The sequence below is a fragment of the Micromonospora sp. ABR4_055 genome, from assembly GCF_056160425.1.
In genome coordinates this window covers 26,981-40,600 of sequence record NZ_JBSWXD010000047.1, presented here as the reverse complement: position 1 = coordinate 40,600, position 13,620 = coordinate 26,981, and the positions used below count along the sequence as shown (strand labels likewise).

Annotated in this window: 14 protein-coding genes; 8 read left to right on the top strand and 6 right to left on the bottom strand. The window is 70.5% G+C overall.

Annotated elements, in window-relative coordinates; genetic code table 11:
• The coding region (gene polA, locus ACXAHD_RS13580) for a DNA polymerase I (protein WP_475050881.1) at positions 1–1,669 on the top strand (1,669 nt) is incomplete at its 5' end.
• A gap of 11 nt (positions 1,670–1,680) precedes the next feature.
• On the opposite strand, the gene ACXAHD_RS13575 is transcribed toward polA, so the two are convergent.
• From ACXAHD_RS13575 to ACXAHD_RS13560, 4 genes are all read right to left on the bottom strand, one after another.
• Positions 1,681–2,061: a DUF3140 domain-containing protein gene (locus tag ACXAHD_RS13575; protein WP_278170011.1), complete on the bottom strand. Its 381-nt coding sequence runs from the start codon at positions 2,059–2,061 to the stop codon at positions 1,681–1,683.
• Positions 2,051–2,320 (bottom strand): hypervirulence associated TUDOR domain-containing protein, encoded by a 270-nt coding sequence (locus ACXAHD_RS13570; protein ID WP_281550455.1) that lies wholly within the window; start codon positions 2,318–2,320, stop codon positions 2,051–2,053. Before ACXAHD_RS13570 ends, ACXAHD_RS13575 begins: the two co-directional genes overlap by 11 nt.
• Positions 2,321–2,369: 49 nt before the next feature.
• Positions 2,370–2,993, bottom strand: a complete 624-nt coding sequence (locus ACXAHD_RS13565) for a Uma2 family endonuclease (protein WP_281550454.1) — start codon at positions 2,991–2,993, stop codon at positions 2,370–2,372.
• A 72-nt stretch (positions 2,994–3,065) separates the two neighbouring features.
• Positions 3,066–3,860 (bottom strand): class I SAM-dependent methyltransferase, encoded by a 795-nt coding sequence (locus ACXAHD_RS13560; protein WP_475050879.1) that lies wholly within the window; start codon positions 3,858–3,860, stop codon positions 3,066–3,068.
• A gap of 516 nt (positions 3,861–4,376) precedes the next feature.
• On the opposite strand from ACXAHD_RS13560, the gene rpsA reads away from it, so the two are divergent.
• From rpsA to uvrB, 3 genes are all read left to right on the top strand, one after another.
• Positions 4,377–5,894 (top strand): 30S ribosomal protein S1, encoded by a 1,518-nt coding sequence (gene rpsA / locus ACXAHD_RS13555; protein WP_278170007.1) that lies wholly within the window; start codon positions 4,377–4,379, stop codon positions 5,892–5,894.
• Positions 5,895–6,017: 123 nt separating this feature from the next.
• The gene (coaE, locus tag ACXAHD_RS13550; protein ID WP_475050877.1) at positions 6,018–7,211 is read left to right on the top strand and encodes a dephospho-CoA kinase; all 1,194 of its coding nucleotides are present in this window, start codon (positions 6,018–6,020) and stop codon (positions 7,209–7,211) included.
• Between the two features lie 282 nt (positions 7,212–7,493).
• A complete protein-coding gene (gene uvrB / locus ACXAHD_RS13545; protein WP_289213110.1) occupies positions 7,494–9,611 on the top strand; it encodes an excinuclease ABC subunit UvrB in 2,118 nt (705 codons plus the stop codon).
• Here the strand turns inward: uvrB and ACXAHD_RS13540 are convergent.
• Complete coding sequence (locus ACXAHD_RS13540) at positions 9,604–10,011, bottom strand: hypothetical protein (protein ID WP_289213109.1); 408 nt, start codon at positions 10,009–10,011, stop codon at positions 9,604–9,606. The two genes, uvrB and ACXAHD_RS13540, sit on opposite strands and share 8 nt — an antisense overlap.
• 118 nt (positions 10,012–10,129) lie before the next feature.
• Between ACXAHD_RS13540 and ACXAHD_RS13535 the strand changes: the two genes are divergently transcribed.
• Positions 10,130–10,993 (top strand): helix-turn-helix domain-containing protein, encoded by an 864-nt coding sequence (locus tag ACXAHD_RS13535; protein WP_475050875.1) that lies wholly within the window; start codon positions 10,130–10,132, stop codon positions 10,991–10,993.
• Positions 10,994–11,022: 29 nt separating this feature from the next.
• Complete coding sequence (locus ACXAHD_RS13530; protein WP_281550449.1) at positions 11,023–11,211, top strand: DUF397 domain-containing protein; 189 nt, start codon at positions 11,023–11,025, stop codon at positions 11,209–11,211.
• 98 nt (positions 11,212–11,309) lie between these two features.
• Here ACXAHD_RS13530 and ACXAHD_RS13525 read toward each other — a convergent pair whose 3' ends face one another.
• Positions 11,310–11,978, bottom strand: a complete 669-nt coding sequence (locus ACXAHD_RS13525; protein WP_281550448.1) for a TetR/AcrR family transcriptional regulator C-terminal domain-containing protein — start codon at positions 11,976–11,978, stop codon at positions 11,310–11,312.
• Positions 11,979–12,271: 293 nt separating this feature from the next.
• On the opposite strand from ACXAHD_RS13525, the gene ACXAHD_RS13520 reads away from it, so the two are divergent.
• Together ACXAHD_RS13520 and ACXAHD_RS13515 are read left to right on the top strand one after the other, a co-directional pair.
• On the top strand, positions 12,272–12,844 hold the full coding sequence (locus ACXAHD_RS13520; protein ID WP_281550447.1) for a DUF4386 family protein: 573 nt from the start codon (positions 12,272–12,274) through the stop codon (positions 12,842–12,844).
• A 163-nt stretch (positions 12,845–13,007) separates the two neighbouring features.
• Positions 13,008–13,484 (top strand): DUF6326 family protein, encoded by a 477-nt coding sequence (locus ACXAHD_RS13515; protein ID WP_281550446.1) that lies wholly within the window; start codon positions 13,008–13,010, stop codon positions 13,482–13,484.
• The last annotated feature ends 136 nt before the right edge of the window (positions 13,485–13,620 follow it).

Genomic DNA, 13,620 nt, shown 5'->3' with positions numbered 1-13,620 from the left:
GGGCACCGGCGCCCTGACCGCGATCGCGGTGGCCACCGCCGCCGGGGCCGCCGGTTGGTTCGACCCGGCCGCGCTGGACCCGGCCGACGAGGCGGCGGTCGCCGGCTGGCTCGCCGACGACGGTCGGCGCAAGGTGCTGCACGACAGCAAACCGGCCCGGCTGGCGTTCGCCGCGCACGGTTGGTCGCTGGACGGCATCGACCGGGACACCGCGCTCGCCGCCTACCTGGCCCGGCCGGACCAGCGTTCCTACGACCTGGTCGACCTGGCGCTGCGCTACCTGCACCGGGAGCTGCGGGTCGACGCCCCGGACGACGGCCAGCTGACCCTCGACGGGCTCGGCCCGCAGAGCGAGGTCGAGCAGAACCTGATGCTGCGTGCCCGGGCCACCCTCGACCTGGCGGCGGCGATCGACGCCGAGCTGGCCCGCGACGGGGACGCCTCGACCCGGCTGCTCGCCGACGTCGAGCTGCCGCTGGTCGAGGTCCTCGCCGGCATGGAGCAGGCCGGCATCGGCGCCGACACCGAGTACCTGACCGAGCTGGAGGCGCAGTTCGCCGCCGAGGTCAAGGCCGCCGCCCAGGCCGCGTACGGGGTGATCGGCCGTGAGTTCAACCTCGGCTCGCCCAAGCAGCTGCAGGAGATCCTCTTCACCGACCTGGGGCTGCCCAAGACGAAGAAGATCAAGACCGGTTACACCACCGACGCCGACGCGCTGCAGTGGTTGTTCGCCCAGACCGAGCATCCGCTGCTGGCCCACCTGCTGCGCCACCGCGACGTGGCCCGGCTCAAGTCGACGGTCGACGGGCTGCTCAAGTCGATCTCCGACGACGGCCGGATCCACACCACCTTCAACCAGACGGTGGCCGCCACCGGCCGGCTCTCCTCCACCGACCCCAACCTGCAGAACATCCCGATCCGCACCGAGGAGGGCCGCCGGATCCGGCGGGCGTTCGTGGTCGGGGCCGGCTACGAGTCGTTGCTGACCGCCGACTACAGCCAGATCGAGATGCGGATCATGGCGCACCTGTCCGGCGACGAGGCGCTGATCGACGCGTTCAACTCCGGCGAGGACTTCCACGCCGTCACCGCGGCGTCGGTGTTCCAGGTGCCGCTGGAGTCGGTCGACGCCGAGCAGCGCCGGCGGATCAAGGCGATGAACTACGGGCTGGCGTACGGGCTGAGCGCCTTCGGCCTGTCCCAGCAGCTCGGCATCGCCACCGACGAGGCGAAGGCGCTGATGGAGGAGTACTTCCGCCGGTTCGGTGGGGTCCGTGACTACCTGCAGGCGCTGGTCGGCCAGGCCCGCCAGGACGGCTACACCTCCACCATCCTCGGCCGCCGTCGTTACCTGCCGGATCTGGTCAGCGACAACCGGCAGCGCCGGGAGATGGCCGAGCGAATGGCGCTCAACGCCCCGATCCAGGGCTCCGCCGCCGACCTGATCAAGGTGGCGATGCTGCACGTCGACACCGCACTGCGCACCTCGTCGCTGCGGTCGCGGATGCTGCTGCAGGTGCACGACGAGCTGGTCTTCGAGGTGGCGCCGGGGGAGCGGGCCGAGCTGGAGAGCCTGGTCCGCCGCGAGATGGGCGGCGCCCACCCGCTGTCGGTGCCGCTGGAGGTCTCCGTCGGGGTCGGCACCGACTGGCACACCGCCGGGCACTGACCTGCCGCCGGTCACGCCTTCAGCGGGTCGTGCCCCCAGTTCATCAGCGAGTGCCGCCACCGGGTGTCGCTGACGTCGCCGGACGGACGCTGGGCCAGGTGCCGGTGCACGTACCCGACCACCTTGCGCATGTGCGCGTAGTCGTCGTCGGACAATGCCTCCCGCTTGGTCCGCAGCAGGTCGACGATCCGGCGGCCGGAGGCGTGCCCCACCGACTCGCCGCCGTCGTGGTGCTGCCCGGCGGCGGTCGACTCCGGGGTACGCAGCCACTTCTCCAGCTCACCCGGGCTCATGTTGACCGCTTCGACGAACGCCCGGTACGCCGCCGCGCCGTCGGACGCGTCGGTCCGGGTCGGGCGGTGCCCGGCGGTGCGGGTGCGGTCACTCGGCACGGCGCAACGCCTCCGGCTTGTGCACCGCGTCGCGGCCGGACTTGTCGCTGCGGACCCGGTACTGCGGGTGCTCCTGGTCGGCGACCACCGTACGGCCGGCTGCCTCCCGCCGGGTGGTGATCTCCTCTTCGACGGTGCCCGGCACGGTCACCCCGTGGCTGCGCCAGTTGACCCGGTCACCGGGTCGGGGATGCTCAACCGGTCGGCCGGGCCGCTGGTCGGGCCGGTCGCCCTCGCGGGGGCGTTTGTTCCTCGCCATGGCGGCCGGGTACCCGCCGGCCGGGCCGGCAATCCCGCCGGCGCAAGGTCTACGGGGTGATCTCGGAGATCGGCAGCTTCACCGGGAACGGGGCGTCGAGTTCAAGCAGGTCGGCGGACTCGGCGACGAGGGCGTACTCCCGCTCGCCGCTGGCGCCCGGCCGGTCGCCGAGCTGGTAGACGTAGATCCGCACCGGATCCTGCTCGACCCGCCAGTAGTGGCCGATGCCGACGGCGGCGTACCCGGCGGGCCGGTGGAACCGGTCCCGGCGGCGGGTGGCCGGGGAGACCACCTCGACGACCAGCAGCACCTCGTCGGGGGTCAGGTAGTGCCGGTCGCGGCTGCCTTCGGCGCGGTGCAGCAGCACGTCGGGCTCGTAGGTGTTGCGTGGCCCGACGGCGACCCCGACCGCCTGGGTGGCCCGGTAGCCGTCCGGCGCGTGCCGGCGCAGCCAGGCGCAGAGCAGGGACGAGATGTCCTGGTGGTCGAGAGTGGGGGAGGGAACCACGGTGAGGACTCCGTCGAGGAGTTCGACGCGGGGGGCGTCGGCGGGCAGGGCGAGGACGTCTTCGATGCTGTAGTCAGCCAGCTGCTGCCGGACCGGGTCCGGCTGCCACGGTGCGGTCCGCGCCCCGCCGGACGCTGCGGCAGGATGGATCGGCTCGGCGCTCACCCGGTCAGCGTACGGTCGTCGGGGTGCTGGCGAGGGCCGGCGACCGGTGCGGCGCGGTGCGCGACGGCCGTCTCAGCCGGTCGTTGGCGGCCGGTCCGCGACGAAGATCGCGGTGCCGGGGAAGAGCCGCCCGCGCAGCGGACTCCACTGCCCCCAGATCTGCTCGTGCCCGTCCGGCCACGGCGGTTCGACGACGTCGAGCAGCCGGAACCCGGCGGCGACGAGTTCGCGGACCCGGTCGCCGAGCGTACGGTGCTGCTCGACGTAGCTGGGGGTGCCGTCGTCGTCGGTCTCCACGTACGGCCGCCGGTCGAAGTAGGAGTGCACCGCGACCAGGCCGCGCTCGCCAGGGTCGTCGAGGAAGATCCAGCGCATCGGGTGGGTGACGGCGAAGACCCAGCGCCCGCCGGGGCGCAGCACCCGGTGCACCTCGCGCATCACGGTCGCCGAGTCGGCGACGAACGGCACCGCGCCGAACGCGGTCCAGACGGTGTCGAACGCGGCGTCGACGAACGGCAGCGTCAGCGCGTCGGCCTGCACCAGCGACACCCGTACGCCGGTGCGGTCGGCGCCGGCGACGGCCTGGCGCAGCATGCCCGCCGACAGGTCCAGCGCGACGGCGCGGGCACCCTGTCCGGCGAGCCACCGGCTGCCGGCGGCCGCCCCGCAGCCCAGTTCGAGCACCCGCCGCCCGGCGACGGCGCCGAGCAGCCCGGCGTCGGCCTCCCGCAGGCCTTCCGGGCACCAGCGCAGGTCGGCGTCGCCGAGGAACTCGCCGTGCTCGGCCTGGTAGTCGTCGGCGTCGGCGTCCCACCAGCGCCGGTTGGCCTGCCGGGCCTGCTGGTCGGTGACCTCGCGCCTGGTCACTCTGAGTTGGTCGGAATCCGGGAGGAGGTCGGAATCCGGCCCGCCGTCGGGTCCGCCGCCGGGCGTGGGTGTCGCGGTGGTCACGGCGCAGACGGTACGGGTAGCGTCGCGTGGGAGCGTTACCGGCTCGGCGTGCTACGCTTGACGGCCCGCGAAACGGGTGTGATCTCGGTCACAGCGAGTCCCCGAAAGCGCGGGAATCCCCGCCTGTGGGTCCGATTTTTCCCAACCACCGACATGTGCGCCCGGATAGCTCCCGGGAGGGCTTGCACGCTGTGGTAATGCAACCGGTAGGCTAGACGATGCGCTCGCGGATCGTGTGCCTCGGCAGGGAGCAGGTCCGCGGTCGGCGGTTACATCCGATGATGGCAGCGGCGGTCGATGATCCCCTCGGTCACGGTCGGTGACGAAGACGTCATCGTCGCGGTGTGCCCGCCGGCGGATCCGTGAGCCACGCCAGGTCACCGCAACGACAAGCCAGCAGTGACACCCATCCGATCCGGAGCAACCGCCCACATGACGAGCAGCATCGAGGCCACCTCGAGCGCCCCCAAGGTCACCGTCGACGACCTCGGCACCGAGGAAGCCTTCCTCGCGGCGATCGACGAGACCATCAAGTACTTCAACGACGGCGACATCGTGGAAGGTACCGTCGTCAAGGTCGACCGGGACGAGGTCCTGCTCGACATCGGCTACAAGACCGAGGGCGTCATCCCCTCGCGCGAGTTGTCGATCAAGCACGACGTGGACCCAGCCGACGTTGTCTCGGTGGGCGACCACATCGAAGCCCTTGTCCTGCAGAAGGAGGACAAGGAAGGCCGGCTGATCCTGTCGAAGAAGCGCGCCCAGTACGAGCGCGCGTGGGGCACGATCGAGAAGATCAAGGACGAGGACGGGGTCGTCCGTGGCTCGGTCATCGAGGTGGTCAAGGGCGGTCTGATCCTGGACATCGGGCTGCGTGGCTTCCTGCCCGCGTCGCTGGTGGAGATGCGCCGGGTCCGTGACCTGCAGCCGTACGTCGGCCGGGAGCTCGAGGCCAAGATCATCGAGCTGGACAAGAACCGCAACAACGTGGTCCTGTCCCGCCGGGCCTGGCTGGAGCAGACGCAGTCCGAGGTGCGCACCGAGTTCCTCAACAAGCTGCAGAAGGGGCAGGTCCGCAAGGGCGTCGTCTCCTCGATCGTCAACTTCGGCGCCTTCGTCGACCTCGGCGGGGTGGACGGTCTGGTGCACGTCTCCGAGCTGTCCTGGAAGCACATCGACCACCCGTCCGAGGTGGTCGAGGTCGGCCAGGAGGTCGAGGTCGAGGTGCTCGACGTCGACCTGGACCGCGAGCGGGTCTCGCTGTCGCTGAAGGCCACCCAGGAAGACCCGTGGCGTCAGTTCGCCCGGACCCACGCGATCCAGCAGATCGTGCCCGGCAAGGTGACCAAGCTGGTGCCGTTCGGTGCGTTCGTCCGCGTCGACGACGGCATCGAGGGCCTGGTGCACATCTCCGAGCTCGCCGAGCGGCACGTCGAGATCCCCGAGCAGGTCGTCCAGGTCGGCTCCGACGTCATGGTCAAGGTCATCGACATCGACCTGGAGCGTCGCCGGATCTCGCTGTCGCTCAAGCAGGCCAACGAGGGCTTCGTCGAGGGCGAGGAGCACTTCGACCCGACGCTGTACGGCATGGCCGCCACGTACGACAACGAGGGCAACTACATCTACCCCGAAGGCTTCGACCCGGAGACCGGGGAGTGGCTGGAAGGCTTCGACAAGCAGCGGGAGACCTGGGAGCAGCAGTACGCCGAGGCCCGCAACCGCTGGGAAGCGCACACCCGGCAGGTGCAGACCGCCCGGGCCGCCGACGCGGACGCCGCCGCCAACCCGGCTCCGCCGGTCGCCGCCCCCGCGGGCGGTGGCGGTGGCGGCGGTGGTGGGGCCACCTCCAGCTCGACTCCGTCGCGGGCCAGCGAGGAGCCGGCCGGCACCCTCGCCACCGACGAGGCGCTCGCCGCGCTGCGGGAGAAGCTGGCCGGTGGCAAGAGCTGAGGCATAGCAACACCGGTTGACACAGACAGCGGCCCCGCCCCTGTGGGACCATCCACTGACCCGATCCGGCGGACACGAGCCCCGGCGGACCGGCCGGGCAGCCGATCCGGTTCACTGGGCGACATGCTGAGGGTAGGTCTCACCGGCGGCATCGGCGCCGGCAAGAGCGCCGTCGCCAACCGGCTCGCCACACACGGCGCGGTGATCGTCGACGCCGACCGGCTGGCCCGGGAGGTGGTGGCGCCCGGCACCGACGGGCTGGCCCGGGTCGTCGCGGCCTTCGGGCCGGACGTCGTCGCCGACGACGGTGCCCTGGACCGGCCCGCCCTGGGCGCCCGGGTCTTCGCCGACCCGGCCGCGCGGCGCCGGCTGGAGGAGATCGTGCACCCGCTGGTCCGGGCCCGGACCGCCGAGCTGACCGCCGCCGCCCCGCCCGACGCGGTCGTGATCAACGACGTACCGCTGCTGGTGGAGACCGGGCTGGCCGCCACGTACCACCTGGTGGTCGTGGTGTCCGCGGCCGAGCAGCTGCGCGTCGAACGGCTGACCCGCGACCGGGGGATGGCACCCGACGACGCGCGGGCCCGGATCCGCGCCCAGGCCGACGACGCGCAACGCCGGGCCGCCGCTGACGTCCTGCTGGCCAACGACGGTAGTCGCGACGACCTCACCGTCACCGTCGACCGGCTCTGGCGGGACCGGCTGGTGCCCTACGAGGCGAACCTGCGGGCCGGCCGGACCGTGCCGCGCCCGCCGCGGGCGGTCCTCGCCGAACCCGACCCGACCTGGCCGGAGCAGTTCGACCGGCTGGCCGCCCGGATACGGCGGGCGGTCGGCGTCGGACAGCGGGTCGACCACATCGGCTCCACCTCGGTGCCCGGTCTGCCGGCCAAGGACGTCATCGACATTCAGCTCACCGTCGAGTCGCTGGACGACGCGGACCGGTGCGCCGCCGCCCTCGCCGCAGCCGGGTTCCCCCGGTTCCCCGGCGGACGGTGGGACAACCCGAAACCTGACCCGGCCACCGGCCGGCCGGGCGAACACTGGCCGAAGCGGCTGCACGGCAACGCCGACCCGGGCCGACCGGTCAACCTGCACGTGCGGGTCGGCGGCTCACCTGGCTGGCGCTACGCGCTGGCGTTCCGGGACCTGCTGCGCGCCGATGCGGGCGTGCGGGCCGACTACCTGGCCGTCAAGCGGCGGATCGCGGCGACCGCGCCGACCACCCGGGAGTACGCCGGAGCCAAGGAGCCGTGGTTCGACCAGGTCTGGCCACGCCTGCTGCGGTGGATCGAGGAGACCGGCTGGCAGCCGTGACGACGGACCAGCCAGCGCGGGATGAGTAGGTGGGGCGCTCGCGGCGGCCGGGTCACGCGGGGCGTGACAACTTCGGGTGCGCTCACCGGCTGGCGCCAGGGCAGCTACCCGAACACCCGGACCCGTGGCGCGCCGCGATGGGCGCTGCCGGTGGTCCGCGCGGCCGCCGCGAGCGGCCTACCCTGTCACGGTATCGCGGGTGAGGCAACCCACACAATGACAATATCGATGCCGATCCGCGACCGGCGGCACTCTGTCGGACCCACGGCGTAGGTTGGGGCCATGGCGCTCGACATCCCGCGACTGGACGGCCGCTTCCAGGTCGTCAGCGACTACTCGCCGGCCGGCGACCAGCCGGCAGCCATCGACGAGCTTGAGCGCCGGGTGCGTCGTGGCGACCGACATTCGGTGCTGCTCGGCGCGACCGGCACCGGCAAGAGCGCCACCACCGCCTGGCTGGTCGAGCGGCTGCAGCGGCCCACCCTGGTGATGGCCCCCAACAAGACGCTCTGCGCCCAGCTGGCCAAGGAGTTCCGCGAGCTGATGCCGCACAACGCGGTGGAGTACTTCGTCTCCTACTACGACTACTACCAGCCCGAGGCGTACATCCCACAGACCGACACCTACATCGAGAAGGACTCCTCGATCAACGAGGAGGTGGAGCGGCTGCGCCACTCGGCGACCATGTCGCTGCTGACCCGCCGCGACGTGATCGTGGTCGCCACCGTCTCGGCGATCTACGGCCTGGGCACCCCGCAGGAGTATCTCGAGCGCGCGGTCAAGGTGACCGCCGGCGCCGAGCAGGACCGCGACTCGCTGCTGCGCCGCCTGGTCGACATCCAGTACGCCCGCAACGACCTGTCGTTCAGCCGGGGCACCTTCCGGGTCCGCGGCGACACTCTGGAGATCATCCCGGCGTACGAGGAGCTGGCGGTCCGGATCGAGTTCTTCGGTGACGAGATCGAGCGGCTCTACTACCTGCACCCGTTGACCGGTGACGTGGTGCGCGAGGTCGACCAGCTGCTGATCTTCCCGGCCACGCACTACGCCGCCGGGCCGGCGCGGATGGAGCGGGCGATCCGCGACATCGAGGCCGAGCTGACCGACCGGCTCGCCGAGCTGGACCGGCAGGGCAAGCTCCTCGAGGCGCAGCGGCTGCGGATGCGCACCACGTACGACATCGAGATGATGCGCCAGGTCGGCTTCTGCTCCGGCATTGAGAACTACTCGATGCACATCGACGGCCGCGACTACGGCAGTCCGCCGCACACCCTGCTCGACTACTTCCCGGACGACTTCGTCACCGTCGTCGACGAGTCGCACGTGACGATCCCGCAGATCGGCGGCATGTTCGAGGGCGACGCCTCCCGCAAGCGGATGCTGATCGACCACGGGTTCCGGCTGCCCAGCGCCGCCGACAACCGGCCGCTGCGCTTCGACGAGTTCCTGGAGCGGGTCGGCCAGATGGTGTTCCTGTCCGCCACCCCCGGGCCATGGGAGCTGGAACAGGCGGCCGGCGAGTTCGTCGAGCAGGTGATCCGCCCCACCGGTCTGGTCGACCCGCAGGTCAAGGTCAAGCCGACCAAGGGTCAGATCGACGACCTGATGCACGAGATCCGGCTGCGCACCGACCGCGACGAGCGGGTGCTGGTCACCACGCTGACCAAGAAGATGGCCGAGGACCTCACCGACTACCTGCTGGAGCACGGCATCCGGGTGCGCTACCTGCACTCCGAGGTCGACACGCTGCGCCGGGTCGAGCTGCTGCGTGAGCTGCGCAAGGGCGACTACGACGTACTGGTCGGCATCAACCTGCTCCGCGAGGGCCTGGACCTGCCCGAGGTGTCGCTCGTGGCGATCCTCGACGCCGACAAGGAGGGCTTCCTGCGCAGCGGCCGGTCGCTGATCCAGACCATCGGCCGGGCCGCCCGTAACGTTTCCGGCGAGGTCCACATGTACGCCGACAAGATGACCCCGTCGATGACCGACGCGATCGACGAGACGAACCGGCGTCGGGCCAAGCAGGTGGCGTACAACGAGGCCAACGGCATCTCGCCGGAGCCGCTGCGCAAGAAGATCCACGACATCCTCGACGACATCTACCGGGAGGCCGACGACACCGACGGCGCGCTCGCCGGTCGGTCGGTCGGCGGCTCCGGCCGGCAGATGTCGCGCGGCAAGGGCCCGGTGCCGGAGACCCGCAGCAAGGGCCGGGGCACCACCACCCCGTCCAGCGCCGGCATGGCGCGCGCCGACCTGGCCCAGCTGATCCAGGAGCTCAACGACCAGATGCTCAATGCTGCCCGCGAGCTGCAGTTCGAGTTGGCCGCCCGGATCCGCGACGAGATCTCCGAGCTGAAGAAGGAGCTGCGGGCGATGGACGTCGCCGGCGTCAGCTGAGCCGATCGCCGGGGTAGAGCTGGGCCAGCTCGGCACCGGGGCGCTGGCTGGCCCGCCACAGTAGCCCCCACGTGTCGTCGAGTCCTGCCTCGTCGTCGCCTTGTCTGTCGGGCGCGGTCTGGCCGGGCTGTGGTGTCGGTTGGGCAGGCGTGGCAGGCCAGCCCGGCTCGCCGGGGCGGACCAGCTCCAGCTCACCCCATTGCAGGTAGAACGTCCAGGCGTCCTCGACGGTGCGGAAGATGCCGACTTCGCGGATCTCCCGCTGCGGGTGCCGGAAGTAGACCAGTGCCTCGTCGGCGTACTCCAGACCCCACCCGACGGCTGGAAACTCAGGCGCCCCGTCCACCGGGTCGACCGGCTCGATCAGCAGGAACTGCACCGGAACCGAAGCGTCGCTCACTGTTCCTCCAAGTTGTATCTCGTGGGAATCCCATGCTTCGCCGCAACTGGTGGATATTCAAGTCTTGAAATCTCGCTACGTTCTGCTTACCCTCGGTCGCGAACGGAGGGAGCCGAAAGTGGCGATGCCTGCAAGTCCCACGATCAGGCGGCAGCGGCTTGGCGGCGAGCTGCGTCGGCTCCGCCGCGCGGCCGCAATGACTTTGGAGCAGGTCTGCGACCAGCTCGGCTGGGCGTCGACATCGAAGCTGTCCCGGCTCGAACTGGGCCAGAGCAGACCAGACCTGGCCGACATTCTGGACCTGCTCGACGTCTACCACGTCGTGCCGGCCGAGCGGGAGAAGCTGGTCATCATCGCCCGCGACGCCGCCGCCACCCGTGGCTGGTGGAAGGCGCTCGGCTCGATGGGTCAGCGCCAGCGTGGCTACACCGAGCTCGAAGCCAGCGCTGCCACGATCTTCGAGTACCAGCAACTGCTGGTGCCTGGGCTGCTGCAGACCCCGGAGTACGCCCGGCTGAGGGTCCGCTCCGGTCGCGACGTCTACGGTGACCTCGACATCAACGCTGACACCTTGGCGCGTACCGCCCGACAGGAAGTGCTGCGTCGCGAACATCCGCCGCACTACGAGGCGGTCATCGACGAGAGTGCGCTGCTGCGGGCCAGCGTGCCACCCGAGACCCGGCGCGGCCAGCTGCGCCACCTGACCGCGCTCAGCGAGCTGGACAACGTCACCATCCAGGTGCTGCCGCTCGAAGCGGTCGTGCACGATTCGTTCATGCCGCACACCAGCTTCTCGCTCTACTCGTTCCCCGACCCGGCCGATCCCCGCACCGTGGTGCTGGAGACGTTGACCAGCGACATTCACCTCACCGACGACGAGGACGTGATGCTGTACGCCCGGATCGGTCGCTGGCTTCAGCAGGCGGCGCTGCCGGCCGATGAAAGCCGGGATCTGCTGGCTAAGCTGGTGGCAGAGAGTTGATTGAATCGCCTGCCGAAAGGGGGTGCGGCATGCAGTCGACCCCAACCGAGTCGCTGTGTTGGCGCAAGAGCAGCCGCAGCAACGCGAACGGGAACTGCGTCGAGGTCGCGCCGGCCGGCGGGGTGGTGGCGGTCCGCGACTCCACCGACCCGACCGGTCCACGGCTGGCCTTCCCCGCCACCGCGTGGCGTTCCTTCGTGGACGGCCTGCGCGCCTGACCGAACAGCTTCGGTGCCTTGCGATCGTCAGTGACGAAGTTTGGATCAGCATGTCTTGAGGTCTGCCCAACGGGCTGCGTGACGGTCCGTGAGCGCTGCTACGCGGAGGCTCTCAGCGGATCGAGGGCGGCTAGGACGAGGTCGAGGCCGAAGATGAACTCCTCGGCCGGGTCGTAGCCGGCCGCGACGAGCGCAGCGGCGGACTCGTTGAGGTAGGGGAACTCGTCAGCAGGAAGCTGGGGCAGGTAGACGTCCTCGGCCATGTCCGCGAACTTGTCGGCGGTGTCGAACGGCAGGCTGGCTTCCTGCAGGGCGAACCCGTAGACGTAGACGTCGAGCAACCAGTTGGCGTGCGTCGCCATCAGAACCGAGAAGCCGGCCCTGCGCAGGCAGGCGGTGACCGCCTCGCGGTGGCGCAGGTGCGCGGGCCCCGGCGACGTCCGTGACTCCATCAGGCCGATCGCCCACGGGTGGCGTGCGAGAACCTGGCGGGCGGACACCGACCGCCGTCGCATCGCAGACTGCCAGTCGGTCCCCTCGGGCGGGAGCTCGATCTCCTCGAACACGACATCAATCATGGCGTCCAGCAACTCGTCCTTGCTCGCCACGTAGTAGTAGAGCGACATCGCGCCCGCGTCGAGCGCGCTAGCCAGCCGGCGCATGCTCAGCCCGTTGACCCCCTCGCGGTCAGCGATCCGGATCGCCTCGGCCACCACCCGCTGCTTGCTCAGCCCCGCGTCTGACGCGACCTGGCGTTGCTTCCTCACAGACCCGGGCCTCCTCGCTCCCTCGAACGGCTTGACGATCGTACAGCGTACGGCGATAGTACAGTGTACGAATCCTGGTGCGGTGTACGACGTACGGTGTACGAGCCGGCCGCACCTCGAACGCGCTCGACAATCCGCCGGCCATCCGACCGTGATGAAGGAGTAAGAGATGAGATCCCCGGAGGACACCGCCACCACGCCAGCCCGCAGTTTGTTCGTTCGAGGGGGCCGGCTCGTCGGTGCAGCGGCGATCGTGTTCGCGGTGTTGGTGGTGATCGAGAACGTGTTGTTTGGTGACGGGCGCGCTGCCCTACGGCGCTCCGATCGAGGACGTGCTGGCCTACTACGCGGCCAACCGTGACGCGGTCGCGATCGTGTCCGGTCTTGTAGCCGTGTACCTGCCGCTGCTGCTCGTGTTCGTGACGGGCCTGCGTGGCCTCGTGGAGCGGCGGGGCAGAGCAGGCACCGACTGGGCGCGCCTCGCCGTGGCCGCTGGCGCGACGCTGTCGGCAATCTTCGTGCTTGTCAACGTCCTGCAGATCGGGCTCGTGCTCTCCGCCAGCGGGCTCGCCGAGCCGACGCCCGCGTTCGGGCTCGTCTGGCAGATGCACGCGGCGGCGTTCGCGCTGGCGCTGCCGATGCTCGGCGCCACCTGCATCGGCTCGGCCCTCGCCGCGCACGCGAGCGGGCTGGCTCCGGCTTGGCAGCGCCTGCTGGGCATGGTGGGCGGGAGCCTGCTGCTTGCTGCGGGGCTGGGCAACCTCGCGATCGCCGACGGCTCGCCGCTGATCTTCGTCGGACTCCTAGGGTTCGTCGCCTGGCTCGTCTGGCTGCTCGCGACCGGCGTGCGCCTCGTCCGGTCGTGACCGAGATGAGGGCTGTGCCGAGGTCGCGCACGCGCACGAGGACCCCCGTGGAGGGCTGCCCGGGGACGGCAGCGACCGCCTCGATCTCGACCACCCGTGCGTATGCACGCCCAAACCTGCCACCACTGCGGCGGAGGGGCCGCTCCTCTCGAAGGAAGAACCGATGACCATCCGAACGAAAACCCCGAACCAGCTCGACAACCTACCGATCCCGGTGCAGGCCAAGCTCGCCGCCGCATGGACCAGCTGCATGTTCCTCTACATCTACGTCGACTACTTCCACCTCTACAAGCCCGGCGTCATCGACGGAATCCGGGGTGGCGTCATCTTCGAGTTCGAGATCAGTCCGACGTTGTTGACCATTTTCCTCGCGTCCGTGGCGATCCCGGCCCTGATGGTGATTCTCTCCATGACGCTGCCCGCCCGGGCGAACCGCGCCACGAACCTCGTCACCGCATCGCTCTACATCCCCCTCACGGTGTTCAACGCGGCAGGGGAGTCCTGGGACTGGGCCTTCTTCTACGGCCTCTCGATCGGACTCGAGGTGCTGCTTCTGGCCTTCATCCTGGGCTCCGCCTGGACATGGCCTCGAACCTCCGCCGTCCCAGCGGGTCCCGCGACGACCGACCTTCGGCAGTAGGTATCCGGGGAACCTCCGGCACGGCACCACCAACCTGTTCGCCGCGCTCAACCTCGCCACCGGCGAGGTCATCGCCGAGTGCCGGCCCTCGCGCGACGGCGGCCTTCCAGGGCCCGCGCGGCGGCGGCTTCCTGCC

Bases quoted from the DNA above. Each gene is read 5' to 3' on its own strand.
- ACXAHD_RS13570 (WP_281550455.1), bottom strand. From the start codon at position 2,320: ATGGCGAGGAACAAACGCCCCCGCGAGGGCGACCGGCCCGACCAGCGG.
- rpsA (WP_278170007.1), top strand. From the start codon at position 4,377: ATGACGAGCAGCATCGAGGCCACCTCGAGCGCCCCCAAGGTCACCGTC.
- coaE (WP_475050877.1), top strand. From the start codon at position 6,018: ATGCTGAGGGTAGGTCTCACCGGCGGCATCGGCGCCGGCAAGAGCGCC.
- uvrB (WP_289213110.1), top strand. From the start codon at position 7,494: ATGGCGCTCGACATCCCGCGACTGGACGGCCGCTTCCAGGTCGTCAGC.
- ACXAHD_RS13530 (WP_281550449.1), top strand. From the start codon at position 11,023: ATGCAGTCGACCCCAACCGAGTCGCTGTGTTGGCGCAAGAGCAGCCGC.
- ACXAHD_RS13515 (WP_281550446.1), top strand. From the start codon at position 13,008: ATGACCATCCGAACGAAAACCCCGAACCAGCTCGACAACCTACCGATC.